Origin of the sequence: Ottowia sp. VDI28 (assembly GCF_049532675.1) — a bacterium.
Classification (GTDB): domain Bacteria; phylum Pseudomonadota; class Gammaproteobacteria; order Burkholderiales; family Burkholderiaceae_C; genus Ottowia.
The window spans coordinates 332,769-358,857 of record NZ_CP149820.1 but is presented as its reverse complement, the minus strand read 5'-3'; the positions used below and the strand labels follow the sequence as shown (position 1 = coordinate 358,857).

General features: G+C 61.6%; 19 protein-coding genes and 2 pseudogenes. 12 read left to right on the top strand and 9 right to left on the bottom strand.

From position 1 onward, the window contains the following. Positions 1–55 precede the first annotated feature (55 nt). From WJU18_RS01625 to WJU18_RS01605, 5 genes are all read left to right on the top strand, one after another. Entirely contained in the window at positions 56–2,044 is a 1,989-nt protein-coding gene (locus WJU18_RS01625) for a cation:proton antiporter (RefSeq protein WP_423458436.1), read from the top strand. A 91-nt stretch (positions 2,045–2,135) separates the two neighbouring features. Continuing rightward, on the top strand, positions 2,136–2,693 hold the full coding sequence (locus tag WJU18_RS01620; protein ID WP_423458435.1) for an adenine phosphoribosyltransferase: 558 nt from the start codon (positions 2,136–2,138) through the stop codon (positions 2,691–2,693). 177 nt (positions 2,694–2,870) lie between these two features. Then, the gene (locus tag WJU18_RS01615; protein ID WP_423458434.1) at positions 2,871–3,179 is read left to right on the top strand and encodes an iron uptake protein; all 309 of its coding nucleotides are present in this window, start codon (positions 2,871–2,873) and stop codon (positions 3,177–3,179) included. Positions 3,180–3,199: 20 nt separating this feature from the next. Beyond that, positions 3,200–4,876, top strand: coding sequence for a PepSY-associated TM helix domain-containing protein (locus tag WJU18_RS01610; RefSeq protein ID WP_423458433.1), 1,677 nt, complete (start codon positions 3,200–3,202; stop codon positions 4,874–4,876). Beyond that, on the top strand, positions 4,869–5,168 hold the full coding sequence (locus WJU18_RS01605) for a DUF3325 domain-containing protein (RefSeq protein ID WP_423458432.1): 300 nt from the start codon (positions 4,869–4,871) through the stop codon (positions 5,166–5,168). The genes WJU18_RS01610 and WJU18_RS01605 overlap by 8 nt, the downstream gene beginning before the upstream one ends. Here WJU18_RS01605 and WJU18_RS01600 read toward each other — a convergent pair. The 7 genes from WJU18_RS01600 to rpmH form a co-directional block, all read right to left on the bottom strand. After that, positions 5,060–5,632: a transposase gene (locus tag WJU18_RS01600; RefSeq protein WP_423460911.1), complete on the bottom strand. Its 573-nt coding sequence runs from the start codon at positions 5,630–5,632 to the stop codon at positions 5,060–5,062. The genes WJU18_RS01605 and WJU18_RS01600 overlap by 109 nt on opposite strands. A 278-nt stretch (positions 5,633–5,910) precedes the next feature. Further along, positions 5,911–7,320, bottom strand: coding sequence for a tRNA uridine-5-carboxymethylaminomethyl(34) synthesis GTPase MnmE (mnmE, locus tag WJU18_RS01595; protein ID WP_423458431.1), 1,410 nt, complete (start codon positions 7,318–7,320; stop codon positions 5,911–5,913). Between the two features lie 202 nt (positions 7,321–7,522). Then, positions 7,523–9,103, bottom strand: a complete 1,581-nt coding sequence (locus WJU18_RS01590) for an ABC transporter substrate-binding protein (RefSeq protein WP_423458430.1) — start codon at positions 9,101–9,103, stop codon at positions 7,523–7,525. 249 nt (positions 9,104–9,352) lie between these two features. Next, the gene (gene yidC / locus WJU18_RS01585) at positions 9,353–11,038 is read right to left on the bottom strand and encodes a membrane protein insertase YidC (protein WP_423458429.1); all 1,686 of its coding nucleotides are present in this window, start codon (positions 11,036–11,038) and stop codon (positions 9,353–9,355) included. Further along, entirely contained in the window at positions 11,035–11,310 is a 276-nt protein-coding gene (gene yidD, locus WJU18_RS01580) for a membrane protein insertion efficiency factor YidD (RefSeq protein ID WP_423458428.1), read from the bottom strand. The genes yidC and yidD overlap by 4 nt, the downstream gene beginning before the upstream one ends. Next, the gene (locus WJU18_RS01575; protein ID WP_423458427.1) at positions 11,307–11,705 is read right to left on the bottom strand and encodes a ribonuclease P protein component; all 399 of its coding nucleotides are present in this window, start codon (positions 11,703–11,705) and stop codon (positions 11,307–11,309) included. The genes yidD and WJU18_RS01575 overlap by 4 nt, the downstream gene beginning before the upstream one ends. Positions 11,706–11,768: 63 nt before the next feature. Beyond that, positions 11,769–11,903: a 50S ribosomal protein L34 gene (gene rpmH, locus WJU18_RS01570; RefSeq protein ID WP_005798102.1), complete on the bottom strand. Its 135-nt coding sequence runs from the start codon at positions 11,901–11,903 to the stop codon at positions 11,769–11,771. A gap of 419 nt (positions 11,904–12,322) precedes the next feature. Here rpmH and dnaA point away from each other — a divergent pair, with 419 nt between their 5' ends. The 4 genes from dnaA (at position 12,323) to WJU18_RS01550 (ending at position 18,615) form a co-directional block, all read left to right on the top strand. Beyond that, a complete protein-coding gene (dnaA, locus tag WJU18_RS01565) occupies positions 12,323–13,765 on the top strand; it encodes a chromosomal replication initiator protein DnaA (RefSeq protein ID WP_423458426.1) in 1,443 nt (480 codons plus the stop codon). A gap of 166 nt (positions 13,766–13,931) precedes the next feature. Continuing rightward, positions 13,932–15,059 carry a DNA polymerase III subunit beta gene (gene dnaN / locus WJU18_RS01560; protein WP_423458425.1) on the top strand — a complete coding sequence of 376 codons (1,128 nt, stop codon included), beginning with the start codon at positions 13,932–13,934 and terminating at the stop codon, positions 15,057–15,059. 88 nt (positions 15,060–15,147) lie between these two features. Then, on the top strand, positions 15,148–17,739 hold the full coding sequence (gyrB, locus tag WJU18_RS01555; protein ID WP_423458424.1) for a DNA topoisomerase (ATP-hydrolyzing) subunit B: 2,592 nt from the start codon (positions 15,148–15,150) through the stop codon (positions 17,737–17,739). Between the two features lie 15 nt (positions 17,740–17,754). Beyond that, positions 17,755–18,615: a DUF3800 domain-containing protein gene (locus tag WJU18_RS01550; protein ID WP_423458423.1), complete on the top strand. Its 861-nt coding sequence runs from the start codon at positions 17,755–17,757 to the stop codon at positions 18,613–18,615. Positions 18,616–18,881: 266 nt separating this feature from the next. Here WJU18_RS01550 and WJU18_RS01545 read toward each other — a convergent pair whose 3' ends face one another. Continuing rightward, positions 18,882–19,340, bottom strand: a complete 459-nt coding sequence (locus WJU18_RS01545) for an XRE family transcriptional regulator (RefSeq protein ID WP_423458422.1) — start codon at positions 19,338–19,340, stop codon at positions 18,882–18,884. A gap of 205 nt (positions 19,341–19,545) precedes the next feature. Between WJU18_RS01545 and WJU18_RS01540 the strand changes: the two are divergent. The 3 genes and pseudogenes from WJU18_RS01540 to WJU18_RS01530 all read left to right on the top strand — a co-directional run. After that, positions 19,546–21,084: pseudogene (locus tag WJU18_RS01540) on the top strand (class I adenylate-forming enzyme family protein); the annotation flags it as partial. Positions 21,085–21,183: 99 nt separating this feature from the next. Beyond that, positions 21,184–22,378 (top strand): annotated as a pseudogene (locus WJU18_RS01535) (lipid-transfer protein). A gap of 19 nt (positions 22,379–22,397) precedes the next feature. Further along, entirely contained in the window at positions 22,398–23,234 is an 837-nt protein-coding gene (locus WJU18_RS01530; RefSeq protein WP_423458421.1) for an SDR family NAD(P)-dependent oxidoreductase, read from the top strand. 9 nt (positions 23,235–23,243) lie between these two features. Here the strand turns inward: WJU18_RS01530 and WJU18_RS01525 are convergent, their stop codons facing one another. Further along, entirely contained in the window at positions 23,244–25,925 is a 2,682-nt protein-coding gene (locus WJU18_RS01525; RefSeq protein WP_423458420.1) for a LuxR C-terminal-related transcriptional regulator, read from the bottom strand. Positions 25,926–26,089: the final 164 nt, after the last annotated feature.

The following is a 26,089-nucleotide window of genomic DNA, read 5'->3' as shown; positions in this document are numbered from 1 at the left end:
GGATTTTATCGAGTGGGCGGGTATCGATAGCGCGTCCTCGTTTAGGATGGTCCTCATGAGCTCGCTTGAACTCGCCCTGATCTATCTGCTGGCCGCCGTCTCGGGGGTCGCGGTGTGCCGTTGGCTCAAGCTGCCGGCTATTCTGGGCTACCTGGTGGTGGGGGTGCTGATCGAGCCGCACACGCTCGGCCTGTCCTTCGGGCAGGATGCGGAAAGCGTCAAGCACCTGGCCGAGTACGGCGTGGTGTTTCTCATGTTCGTCATCGGGCTTGAGTTCAACCTGCCCAAGCTGCGCGCCATGCGCCAGCACGTGTTCGGGCTGGGCCTGGCCCAGGTGGCGCTGACCATGGTGCTGGTCACCTTCGGCTCGATCCTCCTGGCCAACCTGGCCCCCTCCCATTGGCACATGGACTGGCGAACCGCCCTCGCCCTCTCGGGTGCCATGGCGATGAGCAGCACCGCCATCGTCGTCAAGATGCTGGCCGACCGGCTGGAGCTGGAATCCGAGCATGGCCAGCGCGTGATGGGCGTGCTGCTGCTGCAGGATCTGGCCGTGGTGCCGCTCCTGGTGCTGATCCCCGCGCTCGGCTCCAACCCGGAGCGCCTGTTCGGCGCACTGGCGCTGGCGGGCCTGAAAGCCGTCTTCCTGATCTCGCTGCTCCTGGTCGGAGGCCAGCGCGTGATGCGCTGGTGGCTGACCCTGGTGGCGCGCCGCCGCAGTGAAGAGCTGTTCATGCTGAACCTGCTGCTGATGACACTAGGCCTGGCCTGGCTCACCGAGCAGGCCGGCCTTTCGCTGGCGCTGGGCGCATTCATCTGCGGCGTGCTGATCTCCGAGACCGAATTCAAGTACCAGGTGGAATCGCAGATCCGTCCGTTTCACGATGTGCTGCTGGGCCTGTTCTTCATCACCATCGGCATGCTGCTCGACTGGCGGTTGATTCTGCTGCAGTGGCCGCTGGTGCTGGCGCTGCTGATCCTGCCCGTACTGTTCAAGCTGGCGCTGGTAGCGGGCCTGGCCAAGTGGCTGGGGGCGAGCGCGGGCGTGGCACTGCGCACCGGCCTGTACCTGGCGCAGGCGGGCGAATTCGGCTTCGTTCTCCTCACGCTCAGCCGCCGCGAGAACTTGCTGGCGCCTGAGCTGTTCAACCCGGTGCTGGCGGCCATGGTGCTCTCCATGCTAGCTACACCCTTCATCATCATGGCCAGCAACCGCATCGTCATGCGGCTGGTCACCAGCGAATGGCTGCAGCAGTCGGTGCAGATGACCAACATTGCCCGCCAGTCGATCAACACCAGCGGCCACGTGCTCATCTGCGGCTATGGCCGCTCGGGCCAGAACCTGGCGCGCCTGCTGGAGCAGGAAGGCATCGCCTACATGGCGCTCGATCTCGATCCCGACCGCGTGCGCCAGGCCACCGCGGCGGGTGACTCCGTGGCCTATGGCGATGCCGCGCGTCCTCAAGCCCTGATCGCCGCGGGCCTGGGGCGCGCCAGCGCGGTAGCGCTGACCTATCTCGATCAACACAGCGTCCTGAAGGCACTGGCCGCGATCCGCGATCTCGCGCCGGAGGTACCGGTGCTGGTGCGCACCTACGGCGACCGCGATCTGGAAAAACTCCGCGCCGCCGGCGCCACCGAAGTGGTACCCGAAGCCGTGGAAGGCTCTCTGATGCTGGCAAGCCATGCCCTGGCGCTGGTCGGCGTGCCCATGCGGCGAGTGATCCGCATCGTGCGGGACCAGCGCGATGCGCGCTACCGCCTCCTGCGCGGCTATTTTCACGGTACCGACGACGTCAGCGAAGATGAATTGCAGGAAGAGCGCCTGATGACCGTCACGCTGCCGCCCCACGCTCCCATCGGACGCCGGTTGAACGAGGCCTTGGCCGATCTGGGCGAAGAGGTGCGCGTGGTCAGCCTGCGCCGGCGCGGCAGCGCGCACGCCACCGTCGCCGACGACATGGCGCTCGAGCCCGGTGATACGCTGCTCCTGTCCGGCAAGGCTGGAACCCTGGCGGCCGCCGAGCGGGCGCTGACGCGTTAGGGAAGCGTGGGGACAGGGTTTCTCCCTCTCCCGCAAGCGGGAGAGAGTGCGGGATGAGGGCCATGGCCTTTCTGGCTGCACAATCGTCCCTATGAGCACGCCATCCTCCATCACCGACTATCTGCGCGACCATATCCGTACCGTGCCCGACTGGCCGACCCCGGGCGTGCAGTTCCGCGACATCACGCCTCTGCTGCAAGACCATGAGGTTTTCCGGGTGCTGATCAAAGCCTTCGTGGACCGCTACCAGGATCCGAAGCTGCGCCCCGACGTAGTCGCCGGACTGGATGCCCGCGGCTTCATCATCGGCGCGGTCGTGGCCTATGAGCTGCAGGTAGGCTTCGTGCCGGTGCGCAAGAAGGGCAAGCTGCCCTTCACCACAGTCCAGGAGACCTACGAGCTTGAATATGGCAGCGCCACGGTCGAACTGCACACCGATGCCGTGAAGCCCGGCGACCGTGTGCTGCTGATCGACGACCTCATCGCCACCGGCGGCACCATGATGGCCGGCAAGAAGCTGCTCGAGAAGCTGGGCGCCACGGTCACCGAAGGCGCCGCCATCGTCGACCTGCCGGAACTCGGCGGCTCGGCGCGGCTGCAAGAAGCGGGCTTGCCCTTGTTCACGCTGGTCGATTTCTCAGGGCACTAAGCCCGGCCCCAGCTCCAACTCTCCCCGCAGCAGGGAGCAGGAACCCGCGGAAACCCCGGCGGGCGGTATCACGCACGCCCCAAAGTGATTGACCATCATGGTCATATAATGGGAATGATTCTCATTTGTCTACTCATTCATTGATTCTGCATACCACCATGAAGGAACGCACCTGAGATGAACTCCACGTCGAACCACAACAATCATCCGTGGGTCTTGGTGACGCTGAGAATCTTCACCGCCATATTCATGGGCTATGGCTTTACGTGGGGCTTCATTGCGTTTGGCACGGCCGGCATGTTCGCGCTGGGCATGGAATTCCATGATGCGGAGCATCTGAGCGCCATCCTCGGTTTTCTGATCTACCTCACCGTATTTCTATGGGCATTCGCCGCCCGCAGTCTCAGGCGCGTGTGGCTCGTGCTTGCAGGGGGCGGGGCTCTCATGGCCATTGCCGCCTCGCTGCTCCAAGCCAAGCTGACCTGAAGACAAAGGGAGAGACGTACATGTTCCAGAATTTTCGACTCAGCATGGCCTGGCTGCACACGTGGTTCGGGCTGCTGCTCGGCTTCGTGCTGATGGCCTGCTTTTTCTTCGGATCACTCTCGGTTTTCGACCGCGAGATCGACCGCTGGGCCATCCCGTCATCGCGCTTCGAACCCCAGCCCATGCCCTCGTTCGAGAAAGTGCTGCGCCCGGTGTTCGAGAACATGCAGCCGACAAAGGAAAGCCTTGATTTCATGCGAGACCGCGTCAACGGCCCGTTGCCCGATCGCTTCGATACCGTTCGCACCTGGGGCGCCTACACCACGCACCGCGACCCGGTGCTGGGCTTGTTCTCGGGCTATGTCGTGCCCAACGCCAAAGACCCAGAGGAAGGCGTCTGGGGTAACCGCACCATCGATCCGCGCACAGGCGTGGCGCTGCCCGACGACCAGTTGAAGATCGGCAGCCGCTTCTTCTACCCCCTGCACTACAGCCTGAACTTTCAGTGGAACAGCGTCGGCTACTGGATCGTCGGCTTCGCCGCGCTCGTGATGCTCGTGGCCCTGGTCAGCGGCGTGGTCATGCACCGCAAGATCTTCCGCGAGTTCTTCACGTTCCGCCCCAAGAAGGCCACCCAGCGCAGCGCGCTCGATCTGCACAACATGACCGGCGTGCTCGCGTTGCCATTTCATTTTTTCTTCGCATTCACTGGATTGGTGATCTTTGCGGGCATCTACTTTCCGGTCTCGCATACGCAACTGGAGCCGCTGCACGAGCTGCATGAAAAAATGGAGGCGCAGGAAACCGGCTTGCCGCATGACCGCTCGGGCATTGCGGCGCCTTTGGCCCCGGTCGATGTTATGGTGAGCGAGGCGCGGCGGCGCTGGGCGGCCAAGGGAATGGCAGGGGAGGTAGGGCTGCTCTCGCTCACCCACGTGGGCGACGCCAACGGCTACGTCAGCGTCTACCGCGCCGGCACGGACCGCATCGCATTGGTAGGCGACGGCATCCACTTCAAGGCCAGCACCGGCGAGGTGTTGCGCGAAGATCCACCACGCACCGCGGTGGACAGCGTCAACACCTTCTTGACGGGGTTGCATCTGCAGCACTTCCGCCATTGGATGCTGCGCTGGCTGTACGTCTTCGGCGGGTTGATGGGATGCGTGTGCATTGCCACGGGCTTCATCTTCTTCGTGGAAAAGCGCAAGAAGCAGCATGCCAAAGCCGGCCGCCAGGGTGCGCGCGTGGTGGATGCGCTGGCCGTCACCACAGTCACCGGCATGGTCCTCGCGGCACTGAGCATCCTTATCGCCAACCGCCTGCTGCCCGAGTCACTCCCCGCCCACTGGCCTGCCCGCGGCGATCTGGAGCAATACATCTTCTGGGCCTCCTGGGTCGTCGCGATGGCCCATGCCTTCGTGCGCAGCGAGCCGGTCTCCCGAGGCCTCATGAACCCGGCCTGGCGCGAACAATGCTGGGCCGCCGCCGCCATGGCCTTGATCACCGTGCTGCTGAACTGGATCACCACCGGCGATCACCTCATCAAGACCATCTGGACCGACACCTATTGGCCGGTGGCCGGCGTCGACTTGTGCCTGTTGGCCGCGGCATGGCTGGCATTCACTGCCGCACGCCGGCTGGGCCAACGCGCGGGTATCGCCGTACAGATGCAACCCTCGAAAGCCGCCCATGCGTGAAGCCGTTTTCCTTGCAGCCGCACAGCTCACCAGCCTGTTCGGCATGGCCTGGCTCGCCCTGGCCATGCAGTCCCATTGGGAGCAGGTGCGCAACGATGCGCTCCTGCCCAAAACCGCCGTTCGGCTGCGTACCCAAGGCGCATTCATGCTGGCCATCAGCTTGGGGTTCTGCCTGACCGCGGATCATGCGTCCATGGCCGCGCTCGTATGGGTAATGGGGCTGGCAGCCTCCGCGCTTGCCATCGCCTTCGCGCTGACGTGGAAGCCGCAATGGCTGCGCGTCATGGCCTGAGAACCCCTGGGACCGCCAAGCTCCAGCTTGGCATTGACCCCCTCCGCAGATGACAAAAGAGCCGAGCTGGAGCTCGGCGGTCCCAGGTGCCACGCACTCGACCAGCGCCATTGATCGGGTGCCTCCACGAGCCCCGCCTTGACAGGGTTCTGGTGAATGTATTCAGCTACCGCCTTGAAATGCGCTTCACCTCTGATGTAACGATCCCAATAGTCTCTCATCCAGAAACATGGCCCGGGAATTCCCAAATCCAGTTCCACGTTTTTTGCCAATGCCCAACGCCCTGTGAATGATTTCCAAGACTGAACTATCCTCCCAAGATCAGTCTGCGGCTCAAGCAACACGTGCACGTGATTGGGCATGATGGACCAACAGATCAACCGATAACGTTCACCATCGAACTTCAGCAGCGCTTCTTCAACAACCGCAGCAACCGCGGGATGCCGCAAGGCACAGCATCCCATGCCTGCATCCAGCCAGTGCTCAATCTGCATGCGCCGCCTGCGATCACGCTCATCATCACCCAAGCCGGCCAAGTCTCGCTCCAATTGCCGCAATGCCTCCTGGGGCAAGGAGTCCGCCAGTCGGAATGTGACGGACTGCAAAATGCCTATCGCATCCAGATGTGGCACGTAGCCCCGCGAGTGCCACCCTCTGGGACCGCCAAGCTCCAGCTTGGCATTCGTGTTCTCCGCACACGCCGCGTGTGCCAAGCTGGAGCTTGGCGGTCCCAGAACTTCCATTACTTCCCAATGCAGAAGCGCGAGAAGATCACACCCAGCAGGTCATCTGCTGTGAACTCACCGGTGATCTCGCTCAGGGCGTTCTGGGCAAGGCGCAGCTCTTCCGCCAGCAAATCAAGCATGGGGGCGCCGCCCAGGTGCGCGCCGGCAGCCTCCAGATGTTCAGCAGCACGGGCCAGCGCTTGCAGGTGGCGCTCGCGCGCGATGAACACGCCTTCGCCCGCGCCTGATTGCCATCCCACGACCTGCAGCAAGCGCTGGCGCAAGGCATCCAGCCCTGCGCCCGTGCGCGCGGAAAGCGCTATGGCGTCTTCGGGCAAGGCGGCCTCTGGTGCGGCATCGCGTTTGTTCCACAGGTGGATCACGGGCACCGAGGCAGGTAGTTTGTCGGCCATGACCTTGGCAATGGCCGCGTCCTCGGCCGCGTACTCAGGTGTTCCTGAACGTGTGAGATCGTGCAGCAGCAAGACGGCATCAGCCGAGGCGATGTGCGTCCAGGCACGCTCTATGCCCAGCCGCTCCACTTCGTCGCTACTCTCGCGCAAACCCGCCGTATCCAGCACATGCAAGGGCACGCCTTCTATCTGAATGGTTTGCTGCACCACGTCGCGCGTGGTGCCGGCGATCGGCGTGACAATGGCCAGTTCGGCGCCCGCCAGCGCGTTGAGCAAACTGCTCTTGCCGGCGTTGGGCTGGCCGGCGATCACCACCTTGATGCCCTCGCGCAGCAACGCCCCCTGGCGTGCGCGCGCCTGCACCCCGGCCAGCATCTCCCGCAGGTGCCCCAGTTTTCCGCTCACATCGTGCGTCGAAAGCACGTCGATCTCCTCCTCGGGAAAATCAAGCGTGGCCTCGATCAGCATGCGCAGGTTGATCAAGCCGTCGGTGAGCTGATGGATCTCATTCGAGAACGCGCCGGCCAGCGAACGGCTGGCTGAACGCGCCGCGCTTTCGGTACTGGCATCGATCAGATCCATCACGGCCTCGGCCTGCGCCAGATCGAGCTTGCCGTTGAGAAACGCACGCTCCGTAAATTCTCCAGGACGCGCCAGGCGCAGGCGCGCGAGCCGGGGCACACCGGTGGCGGGATCCATCTCTGCCGCCGCGCGCAGGCATCGTTGCAGCAACAGTTGCAGCACGACAGGTCCGCCATGCGCCTGCAACTCCAGCACGTCTTCGCCGGTATAGGAGTTAGGCGCCGGAAAATGCAGCGCCAGGCCATGGTCGATCGGGCTGCCGTCCGCCTCTTGAAACGGCCCATAGCTCGCCACCCGGGGCGCCAGCGCACGCGCGCAGATTACCTGCGCCAGCCGCGCCACATCGGGGCCCGACACACGCACGATACCAACAGCGCCACGGCCAGGCGCAGTCGTAATGGCCACAATAGGATCTGCGTTGGGACTCAGCATGGCGCCATTGTCCGCCACCCGCTCCCCGCATCACCCCGCTTCCCAAAAAAGAACCCCGCTTTCACACCGAAAAGCAGGGTTCGTCAACAGAGTCAGAAGGCCGCGGAGCAGGCCATACCAGGACAGCCGCGGAGCGGGCTTGGCCCGGCCGCTGGCTGCGTCCCCCTCTGGGGGAAGGCGCGCCAGCGCCTCAGGGGGAACTCTATTTCTTTGTCGTCCAAGTAGGCATCGGCCGGTCATCCGCACGGTGGATCGTCGTCACCCCCTTGCGCATGGCCCAGGGGCGGATCTGGTCGTGCAGCGGCAGATAGTTGTAGTCGTCCTTCACGATCTGCAAAGCCTCGTGGATCATGCCGTCACGCTTCTTGGTGTCCATTTCGGTCTTGATCTGCTGGATCAGCGAATCGACCTGCGGGTTGCTCATGCGCCCGCAGTTGAAGTTGCCGGCCGCGCCGCCCTTCGGATCGACGGTACTGATGAGCGAATCCAGCGAATACAGCGCATCGAACGTGGCCACGCCCCAGCCCAGCATGTAAGCGCTGGTTTCATACTTCTGGATCTTGGCCGCATGGATCGACATCGGATTGGTCTGCAGCTTGGTTTTCACCCCAGCGCGTGTCCACATCGCGGTAATCGCCTGGCAAATGGCCTCGTCGTTCACGTAGCGGTCGTTCGGGCAGTCGAGCGTGAGCTCAAAGCCATTCGGGTAACCAGCGTCGGCCAGCAGCTTCTTGGCAGCGGCAACGTCATACTTGGACGCCCGCGCACCGAGCTGCGGCGTCCAGCCATTCACCATGGGGGCGATCATGGTGCCGGTGGCCTTGCCAAGACCGCGCATCACGGTCTTCTCGATGGCTGCCATGTCCACCGCCTGGTACAGCGCCTGGCGCACGCGCTTGTCCTTGAGCGGGTTCTTGCCCTTGACACCGGGCAACTCATCGCGGAATTGATCGAAGCCCAGGAAGATCGTGCGGTTCTCCGGCCCTTCGATCATCTTGATGTTGGCATCGCGCTTGAGGCGCTCCAGATCCTGCACCGGAGGATCAACCACGAAATCCACCTGGCCCGAAATCAAGGCAGCAGAGCGTGTGGCGGCCGATTTGATAGGCGTGAACACCACCTCGTCGATATTGCCCTTGGGCTTGTCCCACCAGTTGGGGTTTTTCTTGAGCGTGGTCTTTGTATCAGGCTGCCAGGCCACCAGCATGAAGGGGCCGGTGCCGTTCGCGTTGCGGGCGGCAAAGCTCTCTTCGTTGGCCTTGAAGTCCTGTGCTTTCGTGGCATTGTTCTTCTCGGCCCAGGTCTTGTTCATGATGCGCGCCTCGGAGATCTCGCGCAGCACCACAGGGCTTGGCCCCTTGAGAATCAGGTCCACTGTGAAGTCATCGACTTTCTTGGCCTCCTTGACGCTCTGCACCGACGAGGTGAGGTTGGAAGGCGGCGTCATGGCGCGGGTAATGGAAAACACCACGTCGTCGGCCGTGAACGGAGCGCCATCATGGAATTTCACGCCCTTGCGCAACTCGAAACGCAGTTGGGTCGGCGAGACAAACGTCCATTTGGTCGCCAGCGCGGGTTCGATCTGGAATTTCTCGTCGTAGCGCACCAAGCCCTCATACACCATCTGCTGATAAGCCAGCGTGGTCTGGTGGTTCTGCCCCTGCGGATCGAAAGTAAGGATGTCGTTGGCACCGGCGATGCGCAAGGTGGCAGCCTGCGACATCGTGGCTGCCGCCAGAATCGTCAGCGCCAGCGCGCTCCTCGCAAAAGAAAGGCGAGCCATAAAGATCCCCCAGAAAAGTTGGAAACGGCCATCCTACAAAGATCCCCCTACCCGCACCTCAGTGTTTACACTCGCCTCTGCCCAGCCGAATAGCCCCAGCAGCGACCCGAGCCACCAGAAAAGCAAAAGCCCGCGAAAGCGGGCTTTTGTGTTCCAGAGCACCCGCGGAGCCGGCTTCGCCGGTCCGCTGGGTGCGCCCCCTTGAGGGGCGCCCGGCGTAGGGGGAGGCGCCCCGCGCTTCGGGGGTGGTCAAAACTTCGGCAAGTTGAACTGCGGAGGCACACCCATGCGGGTATTGATGATCCACTGCTGCAGAATCGACAACAGGTTGTTGGTGATCCAGTACAGCACCAGGCCGGCCGGGAAGAAGAAGAACATCACGCTGAAAATCAGCGGCATGAACCACATCATCTTGGCCTGCATCGGATCAGGCGGCGCCGGATTGAGCGCAGTCTGCAGCATCGTGGACAAGGTCATGATCACCGGCAGGATGAAATACGGGTCCTTGGTCGACAGATCCTTGATCCACAGAATCCAGGGCGCGCCACGCATTTCCACGCTGGAGAGCAGCACCCAGTAGAGCGCGATGAACACCGGAATCTGGATCATGATCGGCAGGCAGCCGCCAATCGGGTTGACCTTCTCCTCGCGGTAGATGCGCATCATCTCCTGCTGCATCTGCTGCGGCTTGTCTTTCAGCCGCTCACGCATTTCCGTGATCTTCGGATTGATGGCCTTCATCTTGGCCATGCTCGAATAGGCCTTGGCATTCAGCCAGTAGAAAGCCATCTTCAGCAGCACCACCAGCGCCACAATAGCCCAGCCCCAGTTGCCGATCACCCCATGTAGCTTATCGAGCAGCCAGTAGAGCGGCTTCGAGAGAATGGTGAGCCAGCCGTAATCCTTGACCAGTTCCAGCCCCGGAGAAATGCTCTCCAGCATCTTCTCTTCCTGCGGCCCAATGAACAGCCGCGCATCCACGGCCTTGGCGGCACCCGGCGCCAATTCGCCCAGGGGCGTGAGCATGCCGGCGGCATACAGGTTGGTATCCAGCTTGCGCGCGAAGTTCTCGTGCGGCGTGCCGCTGCCCAGCAGCCAGGCGCTCGCGAAATAGTGCTGCACCATGGCCACATAGCCATCGGGTGAAGATTTCACGAAGTCAGCCTTGTCGTTCTCGATGGCCTTGAACTCGACCTTCTGGTATTTCTTGGCGTCGGTATAGAAAGCCGGGCCGGTGAAGGTCGAATAGAACGAGGACTCGCCCGGCGGCTTGTTGCCGTCGCGCACCAGCTGCGTGTAGAGCTCGAGCGAAACCGGCGCCGCACCGGTGTTGACCACCTCATGCTTCACGTTGAGAACGTAGGAGCCCCGCGTAAGGGTGTAGGTCTTGATCAGCTTGACGCCACCGCTGTCCGGCGATTCGAAACGCAGCACCAGCTCCTTGGCGCCATCGGCCAATTGCCGCTCGCCGCTGAACTTCATCGGCGTCTTGTGGTTGGGCGCTGAACCACCCGTCAGGCCCGATTGGGCCATATAGAGACGGTTGGTGCTGTCGTCGAGCAGCACCAGGGGTTGATCTGGATGCCCCTGCTCGTTGTACTTGAGGAACTCGCTCTTGATGACCGAGCCGCCCTCGGTATCGAAGACCAGCTTCAATACGTCGGTTTTCACCTCGATGCGCTCGCGCGGAATAGCCGTGGCGACCGCAGGAGAAGGCGCTGCACCAGGCACTGCCGCGGCGCCAGCCGAAGAAGCCGCCGGGGGCACCGCGCTGGCCGGCGCAGTTGCAGATGCCGGCGCGCTGGCCGTCGCGGCCGGTGCTGCCGAGGGAAAGAAGGTCGCCTTGCGGCCGTTGTGAACCTGCCACTGGTCCCAGAGCATGACCAGCGAGAAACCAAAGACCACCCACAGGATGGTACGGCGAATATCGTTCATGAAGACTTCCTCGGCGAGGCCGGTGGGCAGGTCAATCGGGTAAACAGGCGCGAACGCTCGGCCGGCACAGGATCGCAGCCGCCTGCGCACAAGGGCTGGCAGCGGGCCAGCCGGCGCAGGACAAGATAACTGCCGGCAGCCGCACCATGGCGCTCAAGCGCCTCGATGGCATAGACAGAACAAGTAGGCTCGAAGCGGCAAGCCGATCCGAGCCAGGGGGAAAGCAGCAGGCGATAGGCCTTGACCACACCAATGAGGAGCCTGCGCATCATGCGCCTCTCCTGCCAAAAAGTGTCATCAACTCAGCGCGCACGGCACGCTTGAGCGCGGCCGAAGTGGCGCTCGGAAACTGCGCCGGCGCGAACGCGGCGCGAAGGCGCACCAAGTGCGCACCAGCGGTAAGCGGAGAAGAAATCTCTTCAGCCACGGCGTAAATCTGCCGGCGAATCGCATTGCGCGTCACGGCACGGCGCGCCCAGCGTTTGGGCACCATGGCTCCCAGCCACACGGTGTCGGCCGGTAAAAACAGCGCCTGCGTCGGTTCGGGCGCGCGCGCCAAACCGTCGGCACTCAGCCGATGCAAAGCGAAATGCGCTGTTCGCGCCACGGCAGGACCGGCCAGCAAGGCCTGGAACTGAGGCCGAATTCGCAAATGCCTGGGACGCATGCGCGCTCACGCCACCCGCAGCGTTGTGCGGTGTCGCGCTTGCTCGCACAGGCGCCTCAAGACTCAGACAGCCAGGCGCTTGCGGCCTTTGGCGCGGCGTGCGTTGATGACAGCACGACCGCCGCGGGTCTTCATGCGAACCAGGAAACCGTGCGTACGTGCGCGGCGCGTCTTGGAAGGCTGGTAAGTGCGTTTCATGACAATTCGTCCTTTTTGACTAATTTAAAAATTGGGGCGAGGCGCTTTCGCCTTCACCCTTGCGCTTTCACGCTTGAATTTGACCTTGATGGGAAGGGCGCCCCAACCTCTAACCTAATAGAGACCTGACAGAGCACCCCACATCCATTGCTGTACTGGCGCCCCTTTTCAAGCTGACTTCTAAGCTGATTGCTCAAAGCCAGTTATGGGCCAAACGCCAAAAGCGGCTTGAAGGCCGCCGCAAGGAAACCCTGCATTATCGCAAAGTTTCGGCCAAGTCTCAAATGTTGCTTTGTGAAAGGGGATCCTTGACCCGCCGGACGGCAAACAACAGGTTCTCAGTCCTTGTGGATAACCTGCTCTGCGCATACAATCGGCAGCCGCCTACGCGGGATCTTGTCCACAACCGGATCCTTTTCATGTACGAGCCCAACACGCCGCTATTTTCCGACGGCGTGGCACCAGATTTACCCCCAGACGCAGCCTCCTCGCTGTGGCCTGCCTGCCTAGATGTGCTGGCTCAGGAGCTCCCTGAGCAGCAGTTCAACACCTGGATCAAGCCTTTGTCCGTCCAGGTCGAGCCCGACCTTTCACGCCTCACCATTTACGTAGCCAACAGATTCAAACTCGATTGGATCCGCGCCCAGTACGCTGGCCGCATTGCCGGGTTGCTGGAACAGCTGCACGGTCAACCCGTGCAAGTGGAGTTAGCACTTGCTCAGCGCGTACAGCCCATAAAATCTGGCATTGCCAATCCAGTGAAGCGCTCGGAAGGCGCTTCTGATGCCGCCGCCGAAGCCCCACTGGCCGCGCCCGAACCCGAGCCGGCACGCAATGGATCGCGCAACCGCCTGAACTCTGCCCTCACCTTCGACACGCTGGTCGAAGGCTCCGCCAACCGCATGGCGCGTGCCGCCGCGCTTCACGTGGCGGGCTCGCCCGGGCGCCTGTACAACCCGCTGTTCATCTACGGCGGCGTCGGCCTTGGCAAGACTCACCTGATGCACGCGGTCGGCAACAAACTGCTCGCCAGCCAGCCTGATGCCAAAGTTCTCTACATCCATGCCGAGCAATTCGTCTCGGATGTGGTCAAGTCCTATCAGCGCAAGACTTTCGACGAATTCAAGGAGCGCTACCACTCGCTCGACCTGCTGCTGATCGACGACGTACAGTTCTTCGCCAACAAGGATCGCACGCAGGAAGAGTTTTTCAACGCCTTCGAGGCCCTGCTGGCCAAGAAAAGCCACATCGTGATGACCAGCGACACCTACCCGAAGGGGCTGGCCGACATTCACGAGCGGCTGGTCTCGCGCTTCGATTCCGGCCTGACGGTGGCTCTGGAACCCCCGGAGCTCGAAATGCGGGTGGCGATTCTAATCAACAAAGCCGCCGCCGAAGGCACCGAAATGCCGGAAGAGGTCGCTTTTTTCGTCGCCAAGAACGTGCGCTCGAACGTGCGCGAGTTGGAAGGCGCCCTGCGAAAGATCCTGGCCTACTCCCGCTTCAACCAGAAGGAAATCTCGATCCAGCTGGCGCGCGAGGCCTTGCGCGACCTGCTGTCCATCCAGAACCGCCAGATCAGCGTCGAAAACATCCAGAAGACAGTCGCCGACTATTACAAGATCAAAGTGGCCGACATGTACAGCAAGAAGCGCCCCGCCTCCATCGCGCGGCCGCGCCAGATCGCCATGTACCTGGCCAAGGAACTGACCCAGAAAAGCCTGCCCGAGATCGGCGAGCTGTTCGGTGGCAGGGATCACACCACCGTGCTGCACGCCGTACGAAAAATCGGTGGCGAGCGCCAGCAATTGACCGAACTCAACCAGCAATTGCACGTCCTGGAGCAGACTCTTAAAGGCTAAGAACAAGCTCCCGTCAAAACAGTGGTAAAAGCAGCGACAATAAGCGTTGTTTTTCTGGCCGGCGCCCCCATTTGTTACACAGCCCCACAAGGGTTGCCCCTACGCCGGCTGCCACACCAACACAACGCCAATCCATTGCCGTTACGGCGCCATCAATGAGGAAGACATGATCGTTCTGAAGACCACCCAAGACAAACTTTTGGCCGTGCTTCAGTCGGTCTCGGGTATCGTGGAAAGGCGCCACACCTTGCCGGTGCTGGCCAACGTGCTGATCCGCAAGCAAGGCGGACAGATGCAGCTGACCACGAGCGATCTCGAAATCCAGATCCGCACCACGGCCGAGCTCGGCGGTGATGAAGGCAGCTTCGCCACCACCGTGGGCGCACGCAAGCTGATCGACATCCTGCGCACCATGCCCGCCGACCAGACCGTGAGCCTGGAATCGAGCCAATCCAAGCTGATCCTCAAAGGCGGCAAGAGCAAGTTCACCCTGCAAACCCTGCCGGCCGAAGATTTCCCCCTGGTGCAGGAAGCCCCCAGCTTCGGCCCCGAATTCAGCGTGCCGCAGAAAACGCTGAAGGGCCTGCTTGATCAGGTCGCCTTCGCCATGGCGGTGCACGACATCCGCTACTACCTGAACGGCATCCTGTTCGTGGCCGAGGGCAAGGAGTTGAGCCTGGTCGCCACCGACGGCCACCGCCTGGCCTTCGCCAGCGCCACGCTGGAAACCGAGGTGCCCAAGCAGGAAGTGATCCTCCCGCGCAAGACCGTGATCGAACTGCAGCGCCTGCTGTCCGACGCCACCGTGCCTGATGACGCACAGGCCCCCATGATCGAAATGCGCTTTGCCAGCAACCAGGCCAAGTTCAGCTTCGGCGGCATGGAGTTCGTCACCAAATTGGTCGAAGGCAAGTTCCCCGACTACAACCGCGTGATCCCCAAGAATCACAAGAACAGCGTGACCCTGGGACGCGCGCCGCTGCTGGCCAGCCTGCAGCGCACGGCTATCCTGACCAGCGAGAAATTCAAGGGCGTGCGCCTGAACATCGAGCCAGGCACGCTTCGGGTAGCGGCCAACAATGCCGAGCAGGAAGAAGCCGTGGACGAGCTCGACATCGACTACGGCGGCGATCAGATCGAGATTGGCTTCAACGTGACCTACCTGATCGACGCCCTCTCCAACATCAGCCAGGACATGGTGAAGATCGAGTTGCAGGATTCGAACAGCTCCGCGCTGCTCACCCTGCCCGACAACACCACCTTCAAGTATGTCGTGATGCCGATGCGCATCTGACAACGCTATTTGTTTCATAGCGTTTCACCCCGCAAACCCGCCAGCCTAGGCGGGTTTTGAGCTTCAAAAGAGCGAAAGAAGACCGCAGATGACCGATTCCAGCCCCCCGCAAGACAACCCGCAACCCGCCCCGGCGCGGGCTGTGGAAAGCTACGGCGAAGGCTCCATCCAGATCCTGGAAGGCCTGGAAGCGGTACGCAAACGCCCCGGCATGTACATCGGGGACACGAGCGACGGCACCGGCCTGCACCACCTGGTGTTCGAGGTGGTGGACAACTCCATCGACGAAGCCCTGGCCGGCTTTTGCGACGACATCGTCGTCACCATCCACTCCGACAACTCGATCTCCGTCACCGACAACGGCCGCGGCATCCCCACCGGCGTGAAGATGGACGACAAGCACGAGCCCAAGCGCTCGGCGGCCGAGATCGCCCTGACCGAGTTGCATGCCGGCGGCAAGTTCAACCAGAACAGCTACAAGGTCTCCGGCGGCCTGCACGGCGTGGGCGTTTCCTGCGTGAACGCGCTCTCGGTCAAGCTGCGCCTCACGGTACGGCGCGACGGTAAGAAGCACGAGCTGCAGTTCAGCCGCGGCATCGTGCAGGACCGCCTGCTGGAAGTGGTGGACGGCTTCGAAATCTCCCCCATGAGAATCACGGGCGACACGGACAAGCGAGGCACCGAGGTGCACTTCCTGCCCGATACCGAGATCTTCAAGGAAAACAGCGATTTCCACTATGAAATCCTGAGCAAGCGCCTGCGCGAGCTCAGCTTCCTGAACAACGGCGTGCGCATCCGCCTGAAGGACGAACGCACCGGCAAGGAAGACGACTTCTCCGGCGCTGGCGGCGTCAAGGGCTTCGTCGACTTCATCAACACCGGCAAGGAAGTACTGAACAAGAACTCCTTCAATGCCACCGGCACCCGTCCGGCCGACACCTACGGCGGCATTCCCGGCACGGAAATCGGCGTAGAGGTCTCCATTCAATGGCACACCGGCTACAACGAGCAGGTGCTGTGCTTCACCAACAACATCCCGCAGCGCGACGGCGGCACCCACCTGACGGGTTTGCGCGCCGCCATGACGCGGATCATCAGCAAGTACATCGAAACCAACGAAATCGCCAAGAAGGCGAAGGTCGAAGTCAGCGGCGACGACATGCGTGAAGGCCTGACTTGCGTGCTTTCCGTGAAGGTGCCTGAGCCCAAGTTTTCCAGCCAGACCAAGGATAAGCTCGTCTCCAGCGAAGTCCGGGCTCCGGTGGAAGACATCGTGGCCAAGGCGCTCGCCGAATACCTGGAAGAAAACCCCACCGACGCCAAGATCATCTGCGGCAAGATCGTGGACGCCGCCCGCGCCCGCGAGGCCGCCCGCAAGGCCCGCGAGATGACCCGGCGCAAAGGCGTGCTCGATGGCTTCGGCCTGCCCGGCAAACTGGCCGACTGCCAGGAAAAAGACCCCTCCATGTGCGAAATCTACATCGTGGAGGGTGATTCCGCAGGGGGCTCCGCCAAGCAAGGGCGTGACCGCAAATTCCAGGCCATCCTGCCGCTGCGCGGCAAGATCTTGAACGTGGAACGCGCACGCTTCGAAAAACTGCTGACGAGCAACGAAATCATCACGCTCATCACAGCCCTGGGCACCGGCATCGGCAAGACAGCCGCTGATTCCGGCAAGAGCGGCACCGACGATTTCAACATCGACAAGCTGCGCTACCACCGCGTCATCATCATGACCGACGCCGACGTGGACGGCGCCCACATCCGCACCCTGCTGCTCACCTTCTTCTACCGGCAGATGCCGGAGTTGGTCGAACGCGGACACATCTACATCGCCCAGCCGCCGCTCTACAAAGTCAAGGCCGGCAAGGAAGAGCTCTACCTGAAAGACGGCAGCGCGCTCGATGCCTTCCTGCTGCGCGTGGCCCTGAAGGAAGCCAGTGTGTTCACCGGTACCGCCGTGAACGGCGCGCCCGCGCAAACCCTCACGGGCGACACCCTGGCCGAGTTGGCCCGCAAGCACCAGGTGGCCGAAGCCGTGATCGAGCGCCTTTCTGCCTTCATGGACGGTGAAGCCCTGCGCGCCATGGCCGACGGCGTGGCCCTGGATCTGGATACTGTGGAAGCAGCCGAAGCCAGCGCCGTGGCACTGCAGGCACACTTGCGCGCCCAGGAAAGCAACGGCGGCGGCACCGAGGTCGCGAGCGAATTCGACGTCCGCACCGACAAGCCCATTTTGCGCATCAGCCGCCGCCACCACGGCAACATCAAGAGCAGCATCATCACGCAGGATTTCGTGCACGGCGCCGACTACGCCGCCCTGGCCGAAGCCGCGCAGACCTTCCGTGGCCTGCTGGGTGAAGGTGCCAAGGTTGCACGAGGTGAAGGCGAACGCGCCAAGGAAGAACGCGTCAGCGACTTCCGCGAAGCCATAGCCTGGCTCATCAGCGAAGCCGAACGCACCACCACGCGCCAGCGCTACAAAGGGCTGGGTGAGATGAACCCCGAGCAGCTCTGGGAAACCACCATGGACCCCGAAGTGCGCCGCCTGCTGCGCGTGCAGATCGACGACGCCATTGAGGCAGACCGCGTGTTCACCACTTTGATGGGCGATGAGGTGGAGCCGCGGAGGGACTTCATTGAGACGAATGCGCTGCGGGCGATGAATATTGATGCTTGAGCCAATCACATATCCATGGCTCGCGAGCTAGTTCTCTATTGCGATGAATCTGACTCCTCCGGAAAACACTTTGCCAACTTTTATGGTGGTGCTTTAGTAGAGTCATCTCAGTTGATGGAGGTTATTGAGCGGCTTGAAGCTTGCAAGCTCCGACTGAACCTTCTGGGAGAAGTGAAATGGCAAAAAATTACCGAACCCTACGCGCAGAAGTACATTGAGCTTGCTTCCGAAATATTCAACTTGGTGCGAGAAGACAAACTCAAACTACGCATCATGTTCACCCAGAACTATTTTTCGGCATATCGGCTGACGCCAGAGCAGCGGGAAAACGGCTTCTTCCTGCTGTACTACCAATTCATCAAGCATGCTTTCGGGCTAAAGCATGCCGGTCTCCCGCACTTGCCTGCCGCGGGGGTACGTATCTACTTTGACAAGCTTCCCGACACCGCCGAAAAGTGCGCCGCATTCAAAGGTTTCGTGACAGGTCTCAGCAAAGCGGCAGATTTCAAGCGGGCCGGCATCGTTATTCGACAAGATCAATTGGCAGAAATTGACTCCAAAGAACATGTCGTCTTGCAAGCACTGGACTTAGTGCTAGGTGCTATGCAGTTCAGGTTGAACGACAAGCACAAAGAAAAGCCCGTTGGCAGCAACCGCCGAGGCAAGCGGACCATCGCCAAAGAACGAGTCTATAAGCACGTCCTGTCTGAGATCCGCGCAACCTATAGCGGAAATGCGTTCAATATTGGAATCAATACCGGAAAGTCACAAGGCATGTTGAGCTTATGGCTTGATCCCTATCGACATTGGCTCTTCAAGCCAGCCGATGCTGCCATCCGCCCGGAATTTGCCAAGAAGCAGCACGGTAAAAAATAAAAGGCCCCGCGTTCACTACATCAGCGTCCCAAGTGGAACTTGGGCGTTCGTGAATCGAAGGGCCAAGTTAAATGGTACCACATAGGCGATTTCAGTCCCATCAGCGAGAAATTTCCCATGCTAGTTCTGCCTCAATTGAATCCTGCCAGCAGGATGAGATGCCTTCGAGCATCAAATCTGAGGTCCGCTGGTGGCCGCAACGCGGGTGCGCGCGCATCATTGACTCTGCTCGAGGCGCGTCCTCGCCCAAGTACCAAAGAAACAGGTTATCGCAGCGCATTGGCAGCTCTTCGGGGCTTGTTGGCGGCCGCCTTTATTCGCGCCTCTTGAGAAGCACGTGCGCGTGCACGGCCAAGCTCTTCGGCCTCGCGAACCTCCAGTTCCAAGGCGCCCCGGTCATTGGCTGGCGCCGCCAGCTCTGCAATCGCACCATCACGGCTCATAAGCCACAGAGCACTGGCCACGATTCCTATGCTGATGGTCGGGTCGCCCGACTCCAGGCGCTGCAACGTGGAGATGCTGATGCCTATGCGCTTTGCCCAGCTCGCCAGTGACTCTTTGCGGCGAAGCCGGGCAACAGCCAAGTCAGCACCCAGCTTTTCAATGGCGGCAAGAGTGGCGGGCGGAAGTCGGTCTATGGCTTTTGGCGTGCCTGACATGCCTATATATAGGTATGAAATAGCATAAATTGTACCTATATATCGGTAAATCACCAAGTCAACCATGATAGAAAAAGAATAGGCTCAGTCAGTAAAATACCGACACATCAGTATGAGATGGCTTAATTCATACTGATGTATAAGTGCATAAAGATAGCCTTATGCCTCATGATCTACGCCACCCGATATGGGTGGTGCGGTTCTTCGGCGCCTGAGTAGCATGCGGACGGATTGCAAACTTCAGCAAGACGATTGCCCGCGTCCCGCCGCTATGCCACCCCACGAACTCCGTCCGTCCTTACCCCGCTTCTGCCCAGTATCCGACCTCGTGCACGACCAGGCACGGCAGCGTCCCGAAGCGCTGGCGCTGATCTGCGGCGTCCATAGGGTCACCTACAAAGAACTGGACAGATTGTCCGGCCGCATCGCCTTGGCACTGCAGCGCGATGGGCTCCGACCGGGGGACGTCGTGGCCATCTGCGCGGCCTCGTCCATTGAATATGTCGCGGCATTCCTCGGTACGGTGCGCGCGGGCGTGGTGATGGCGCCCCTTCCCCCAACTGCTACGCCGGAGTCGCTGGCGGTCATGGTGCAAGACGGACCGGCCAACCTTGTGTTTGCGGATGCGAGCACTATGGCGCTCGTGCGCAACGCTGGCCTCTCCGACCTGTGCATCAATCTGAGCGACGGCGATGCCAGTCTGCAGAGTTGGCTACCTGAAGAGGGCACTGAAGAGGACAGTCAATCCGAACCAATCACGATCGAGCCGCAGTGGCCGTTCAACATCATCTACTCATCGGGTACCACCGGCACACCCAAGGGGATCGTGCAGACGCATGAACGCAGAGCCAGCCAGGTCGCGCGCCGCGAACAGCTTGGCTATGGGCCTGATGCCGTCACTTTGCTCGCGACCCCGTTGTACTCCAATACCACGTTAGTCGCCCTGTTTCCTGCCTTGGCCGGAGGAGGAACCGTAGTGCTGATGCCCAAGTTCGATTCGCGCCGCTACCTCGAACTTGCACAGCAAGAACGGGCTACCCACACGATCCTGGTGCCCGTGCAATACCAACGCATCCTGTCGGAGCCCAATTTCGGCGCCTTCGATCTCGGTAGCTTCCGGATGAAGTTCTGTGCCGGCGCCCCCTTCTCTCCACAGCTCAAGACCGAGGTAGCACGGCACTGGCCTGGAGCGCTAACGGAGTTCTATGGCACCACCGAAGGCGGGGGCAGCTGCATGCTGGAGGTACACAACCATCCCGACAAGCTGCACACGGTGGGCCGACCGGCGCCGGGCAGCGAATTTCACATCGTCGGTGAACAGAATGAACCCCTTCCGCAGGGCGAGCCTGGCGAGATCGTGGGTAGATCGAGCACCATGATGAATGGATATCACGGCCAGGAAAGCAGCACCAGCCTTGATTGGTTCGATAAGGACGGCAAACGATTCCTGCGCAGCGGCGACGTAGGCTATTTCGATGCCGATGGCTTTCTCGTCCTGGTAGATCGCAAGAAGGACATGATCATCAGCGGTGGCTTCAACATCTATCCGAGCGATCTGGAGTTGCAGTTGCGCCGTCATCCGCAAGTCCAGGATGCCGCTGTCGTCGGGGTACCCTCCGAACGCTGGGGTGAAACGCCCATCGCCTTTGTAGTGCCGCGCACCGGTATTGATGTCGATGCGCAAGAAATTCAGCAATGGTGCAACGCGCAGGTGGGTAAGACCCAGCGTCTGGCTGCCGTCCGATTGGTCGGTGACCTTCCGCGCAACCCGGTGGGCAAGGTGCTCAAGCGCGAATTGCGCGCGATGTATGTGAATGCGACGGCGCTCTCCCCCGACCGGGGTGGTGACTCGAAGGTCGGGCTGCTCCAAGATGACGGTCACACCTTCACACCTCCGAACATTCAATCCATGAGCCAGAAGACCTTTATTGCCGGCGTTGGCATGATCCCTTTCACCAAGCCCGGCGCCAGCCCAACCTACGTGGAAATGGGCGCAGAAGCAGTTCGTCGAGCACTGGCCGACGCCGAACTCTCCTACGACAAGATCCAGTCCGCCTATGCGGGCTATGTCTATGGCGACTCCACCTGCGGCCAAACCGTGCTGTATGAAGTGGGACGCACCGGCGTGCCGATCTTCAACGTCAACAACAACTGTTCCTCAGGCTCCAGTGCCCTGTTTCTTGCACGCACGGCCGTCGAACTGGGCCAGGTCGACTGCGCGCTGGCCGTAGGATTCGAGCAAATGCAAGCGGGTGCACTGCAATCACACTGGAACGACAGGCCCGAGACGCGAACCCGCTTTCACCACGTCTGGCAAGACCTGACCGCAGATGCGGAAGGCGTGCCACGCGCGATGCGCTGCTTTGCTGGCGCCGGGCGCGAGCACATGCAGAAGTACGGCACGAAACTGGAAACCTTCGCGGCGATCCGCGCCAAGGCCAGCCGCCATGCGGCCAATAACCCGCTTGCGATGTTTCGCACAGTTCTTTCGGTGGACGACGTGATGAACGACAAGGCGCTCTGGCCTGGTGTCGCCACCCGCCTCATGGCCTGCCCCCACCTGCGGTGCGGCTGCTGCCATCGTGGTTTCGGAAAAGTTCGCCCGCCGCCACGGTCTGCGCACCGATGTGCAAGTGCTCGCGCAATCCATGGCTACCGACGTCGTGGAATCTTTCGATCCGCCATCGTTGATCGGCTATGTCGGCTTTCACATGTCTCGCGCCGCCGCGCAAAACGTCTATGAAAAGAGCGGCGTCGAGCCGAAGGACGTGCGTGTATGCGAACTGCACGACTGCTTCGCTCACAACGAGCTGCTCACCTACGAGGCTATCGGTCTCTGCCCGGAAGGGCAAGCAGAACGTTTTGTGCTGGATGGTAGCAACACCTACGGCGGGCAGTGCGTGACCAATCCGTCAGGTGGCCTGCTCTCCAAGGGGCATCCGCTCGGCGCAACCGGCCTGGCGCAGTGCTACGAGCTGACGCACCAGTTGCGCGGCACCGCTGATGCGCGCCAGGTCGACAAGCTCGATATTGCACTGCAACACAATCTGGGACTGGGCGGCGCCTGCGTGGTGACGCTCTATGGCCGCGCGGACGCGCACTGAAGACAAAGGAACACAAATCATGCATCCAACGCTCCAATCCAAAGTGGCCATTGTGACTGGCGCCGGCCGCGGCATTGGCCGCGCCGTCGCGCTCAAGCTGGCCAGCGCAGGCGCGGCCGTCGTCGTCAATGACCTTGATGAGACACCCGCCAATGAAGTGGCCGCGGAAATCGAACACGCTGGCGGACGGGCGTTGGCTGTCGCAGGCAACGTAGCGGCGCCCGACTTCGGCACGCGAATCGTCGCCGCTACGCTCGATGGCTTCGGTGCGATCGACATCATTGTCAACAACGCCGGCTACACCTGGGACAACGTAATCCAGAAGATGACCGACGAGCAGTTCGAAGCCATCCTGGCCTGTCACCTGACCGCGCCTTTCCGTCTGCTTCGTGCCGCCCAACCATACTTTCGGAACGTGAGCAGCAGCGAGCAGGAGCAAGGCCGCGAAGTCTTTCGCAAGGTCGTGAACGTGTCTTCGGTCTCGGGCACTGGCGGCAACGCTGGACAAGCCAACTACTCGGCGGCCAAGGCTGGCGTGATCGGCCTCACCAAGGCGATGGCAAAGGAGTGGGGACGGATGAAGGTCAACGTCAACTGCGTGGCATTCGGGGCCATCGAGACACGGCTCACCCAGCGTGTGCCCCAAGGCGAAAGTGCCTTTGTCTCGATAGAGGGCCATGACATTCGCGTCGGCGTTCCAGCTGAGCGCGCAGCGCTGGCTGGCCGAGAAATCCCGCTCGGACGGCTGGGAACGCCCGAGGAAGCCGCCGGGGCGATCTATCTCTTCTGCTTGCCCGAGTCTGATTACATCAGCGGGCAAACCGTCATATGCGGTGGTGGCCGTGGTGGCTTCTGAGCTCGAACGCTAGCGCTGCAGGTCGCGCGCTCGTGCGACGGCGGCATCCCGCGCGGTAACGCCCAGCTTGATATAGATATTCTTCAGATACCACTTCACCGTTTCGGGTGATAGACCGAGAACACGGGCGATCTTCTTGTTGGGTAGCGCCTGAGCCAGCAATCCCAGGATCTCCAGTTCGCGCTCCTTCAACGGCTCAAGGGGCTTGTCCTGCGCGGCGGACTCCTGTGCGGTGGTTTTGAGCGTACGCTTGCGGTCCGCTACTTTCAGCAGGCGTTGTGCGTAGAAATTCAGCACCGGATCAAGCACGCCTGACTCCACCAGCCCATGCAGCGCGGCTGGCACGCGCCGCGATACGTCCAGCACCGTGTGGATCAAACCCAAGCGATGCCCCATCCGCAGAGCATCGACCAATATAGGCAATGCCGCCGGCTCGTTGCCGCGGTTGCGCTCCACCAGTCCAAGCTGCATCATGAGCGCCGCCGCAGGCCGCAACCGGCCCATGGCATGAAAGCGCTGCAGCAAATCGCGAAGCCCGTCCGCAGCCAAAGCAAGTTCTCCGCGATTCAGGTGCACCGCGATTTGCGCCCGCTCGGCCAAGCGCATGATTTCCTGTGAGACCGAATCGTCCTGGCCGCGGCGCTGCGCCACCAGTTCGTCCAATTTACACAGCGCGTCCGACACCGCAAGCATCTCACCGCGCTGCTGCTGCATGCGCACGCGCAGGCATAGCGCGTGCGCGTGTAATCGGGGCAGCCCACGCTGGAAGGCATAGTCTTCCAGCCGATCGAGCTGGGCCAGTGCTTCGAGCCGCCGGCCGCACAGCCAGTGTGCACTGGCCAGCACGATGGCAGCGCGCAGGATGGCCTCGGGAATGCCCGTGTGCTCAATCAGATCCATGCGCGGGTCCAGCAAGTTACAGGCCGCGTCAAGCTCATCGAGTTCATACAAGACGTCGCCCAGAAGCGCCGCCGCTAAGTTAGACAGTTGTACGCCCGCGGCACCTTCGCATTCCGCGTCCAGCACCTGACGGTACAAGTGCTCCGCATCGGTCATGCGTCCTTCGAGCGTGTACAGCAAACCTTCCAGGCACAGGCCCGTCAACCGCGCCACGGGCCCATCTTGCTGCGCATTGCGCTGACCGAGCACCTCTCGCGCGAGTGCGTAGTCGCCCCTCGCCAGATGGGTCCACGCCAGCAGGTTCGCGCTGGTCGATGTCAGAAGCTGATCCGCGCCTCCCGGAAGACATTCGATTTGGGGAAGCAAGTGCGCGGCGGCATCCACATCGTCGCGGTGAAGCGCTGCGGCACATCGCAAAAGCTCGAGTTCGGCGCGTTGAAGCGCATCGAGCGTCTCCTGTTCCAGCACTTCGATGTCACTATCCAGCGCATCGAGTTCGCGCGAGTTGAGGTGGACATGGGCGAGTGCGAAGCGCAGGCCCGCATGCCGTTCGACAATGTTTGGCGGAATCTGCCGCAGCAGCGCCCTGATCAACGGGAAATTGCCCGTGTTCAATAGCTCGCGCGAGCAGGCCTGAACCATTTGTGCGGCAGCTTCTCCTTCTCCAGCCTGGACAGCATGGTGCACGGCTTCGGACACAATGCCGTGGGCCGCGAACCAAGCCCATGCGCGGCGGTGCAACATCGCCATAGCTCCGCCCAGCCCATCTTCGGCCTTGGCCTCCAGGACTTCGCGTAACAGCGGATGCAGACGCCACCAGATGCGTGTCTCGCGGTCTTGCTCCTGATAGATGAACAGACTGTCGCGGTCCAGCATGGACAGGCGTTGTTCGATTTGCCCGGCGCTCCACGCACCGCCGAGCAACGCGACGGCCAGATCAGCGCTGAAGCGATGGCAGATGGCAACACGGCTGAGCAACTCGAAGTCAGCGTGGGACAAGTGTTCCAGTACATGCTGCTCGAAATAGGCCGCGAAACTCCCCGCGTCCTTGAGCGGCATCTCACGCACGGCCGCTTCCTGGTCCCTGTAGTGGAGACAAAGCAATTGCAGGCCGGCGATCCAGCCGTCGGTACGCTCGTGTAAGCTCTTCGCCTCCTCTTGCGTCACTGTGCCAAGCCGTCCGCGAAGGAAAAGCTCCGACTCGGCCAAAGTAAAGCGCAGATCGGGCCATGAAAAATCTACCGCCATCTGGCGTTGCCGCAAACGCGCGACTGCGGTACCCAATGGATGCGGAAGGATTTCCCGCGAAGCAAGCACCACGTGAAAACCTGGCGGCGAATACTCCAGCAACCAAGTGAGGGCCTGCAGGGCAGGAGCGCTGGAAAGCTGGTGAGTGTCGTCGACCATCAGCACCAATTCGCCGCTGCGGGTTGCCAAGCCTTGAGCTAACGCGATCATGCAGTGCTCGACAGCGTCGGAGTTACGTGGCCCTTCGCTGGCCAGAAGCCACGCCGCCCGAACCGAGGCACGGTCCGAACTGCCCAGGCTGGCGATCAGTCCCTGCAGAAAAGTATCGAGTTCGGCTTCTTCCGCGGCCAGTGACAACCAGGCCACTTCGAAACCGTGCGTCATCAATTGCCCGCGCATAGCCAGCAGCAAGGATGTCTTGCCGCTGCCAGGTGGTCCCTGGACCACTATGCAGCGCTTGCGGCGCGCGTCCATCAGCCTGTCCACCAGCGATGCCCGAGGCACCATGCCCGAAGCGATTCGTGGGGCTACGAGCCGGGTCATGGTGAGCGGGTGGGCGGCCTGAACAGGGAATCAGGATACGCGAGATTACCGTGCCGAGATATCATGATTTCATGATACAGCGCACCTATGCCCGTGTATCGTCAGCATGGCTTGCCACCCATTGCGGGTGGTGCCCGGATCCCGCATCGAACGCAAAATTTCCT

Coding starts and splice junctions, on each gene's coding strand:
- WJU18_RS01625 (WP_423458436.1), top strand. CDS start 56: ATGAGCTCGCTTGAACTCGCCCTGATCTATCTGCTGGCCGCCGTCTCG.
- WJU18_RS01620 (WP_423458435.1), top strand. CDS start 2,136: ATGAGCACGCCATCCTCCATCACCGACTATCTGCGCGACCATATCCGT.
- WJU18_RS01615 (WP_423458434.1), top strand. CDS start 2,871: ATGAACTCCACGTCGAACCACAACAATCATCCGTGGGTCTTGGTGACG.
- WJU18_RS01610 (WP_423458433.1), top strand. CDS start 3,200: ATGTTCCAGAATTTTCGACTCAGCATGGCCTGGCTGCACACGTGGTTC.
- WJU18_RS01605 (WP_423458432.1), top strand. CDS start 4,869: ATGCGTGAAGCCGTTTTCCTTGCAGCCGCACAGCTCACCAGCCTGTTC.
- WJU18_RS01600 (WP_423460911.1), bottom strand. CDS start 5,632: ATGGGATGCTGTGCCTTGCGGCATCCCGCGGTTGCTGCGGTTGTTGAA.
- mnmE (WP_423458431.1), bottom strand. CDS start 7,320: ATGCTGAGTCCCAACGCAGATCCTATTGTGGCCATTACGACTGCGCCT.
- WJU18_RS01590 (WP_423458430.1), bottom strand. CDS start 9,103: ATGGCTCGCCTTTCTTTTGCGAGGAGCGCGCTGGCGCTGACGATTCTG.
- yidC (WP_423458429.1), bottom strand. CDS start 11,038: ATGAACGATATTCGCCGTACCATCCTGTGGGTGGTCTTTGGTTTCTCG.
- yidD (WP_423458428.1), bottom strand. CDS start 11,310: ATGATGCGCAGGCTCCTCATTGGTGTGGTCAAGGCCTATCGCCTGCTG.
- WJU18_RS01575 (WP_423458427.1), bottom strand. CDS start 11,705: ATGCGTCCCAGGCATTTGCGAATTCGGCCTCAGTTCCAGGCCTTGCTG.
- rpmH (WP_005798102.1), bottom strand. CDS start 11,903: ATGAAACGCACTTACCAGCCTTCCAAGACGCGCCGCGCACGTACGCAC.
- dnaA (WP_423458426.1), top strand. CDS start 12,323: ATGTACGAGCCCAACACGCCGCTATTTTCCGACGGCGTGGCACCAGAT.
- dnaN (WP_423458425.1), top strand. CDS start 13,932: ATGATCGTTCTGAAGACCACCCAAGACAAACTTTTGGCCGTGCTTCAG.
- gyrB (WP_423458424.1), top strand. CDS start 15,148: ATGACCGATTCCAGCCCCCCGCAAGACAACCCGCAACCCGCCCCGGCG.
- WJU18_RS01550 (WP_423458423.1), top strand. CDS start 17,755: ATGGCTCGCGAGCTAGTTCTCTATTGCGATGAATCTGACTCCTCCGGA.
- WJU18_RS01545 (WP_423458422.1), bottom strand. CDS start 19,340: ATGGTTGACTTGGTGATTTACCGATATATAGGTACAATTTATGCTATT.
- WJU18_RS01530 (WP_423458421.1), top strand. CDS start 22,398: ATGCATCCAACGCTCCAATCCAAAGTGGCCATTGTGACTGGCGCCGGC.
- WJU18_RS01525 (WP_423458420.1), bottom strand. CDS start 25,925: ATGACCCGGCTCGTAGCCCCACGAATCGCTTCGGGCATGGTGCCTCGG.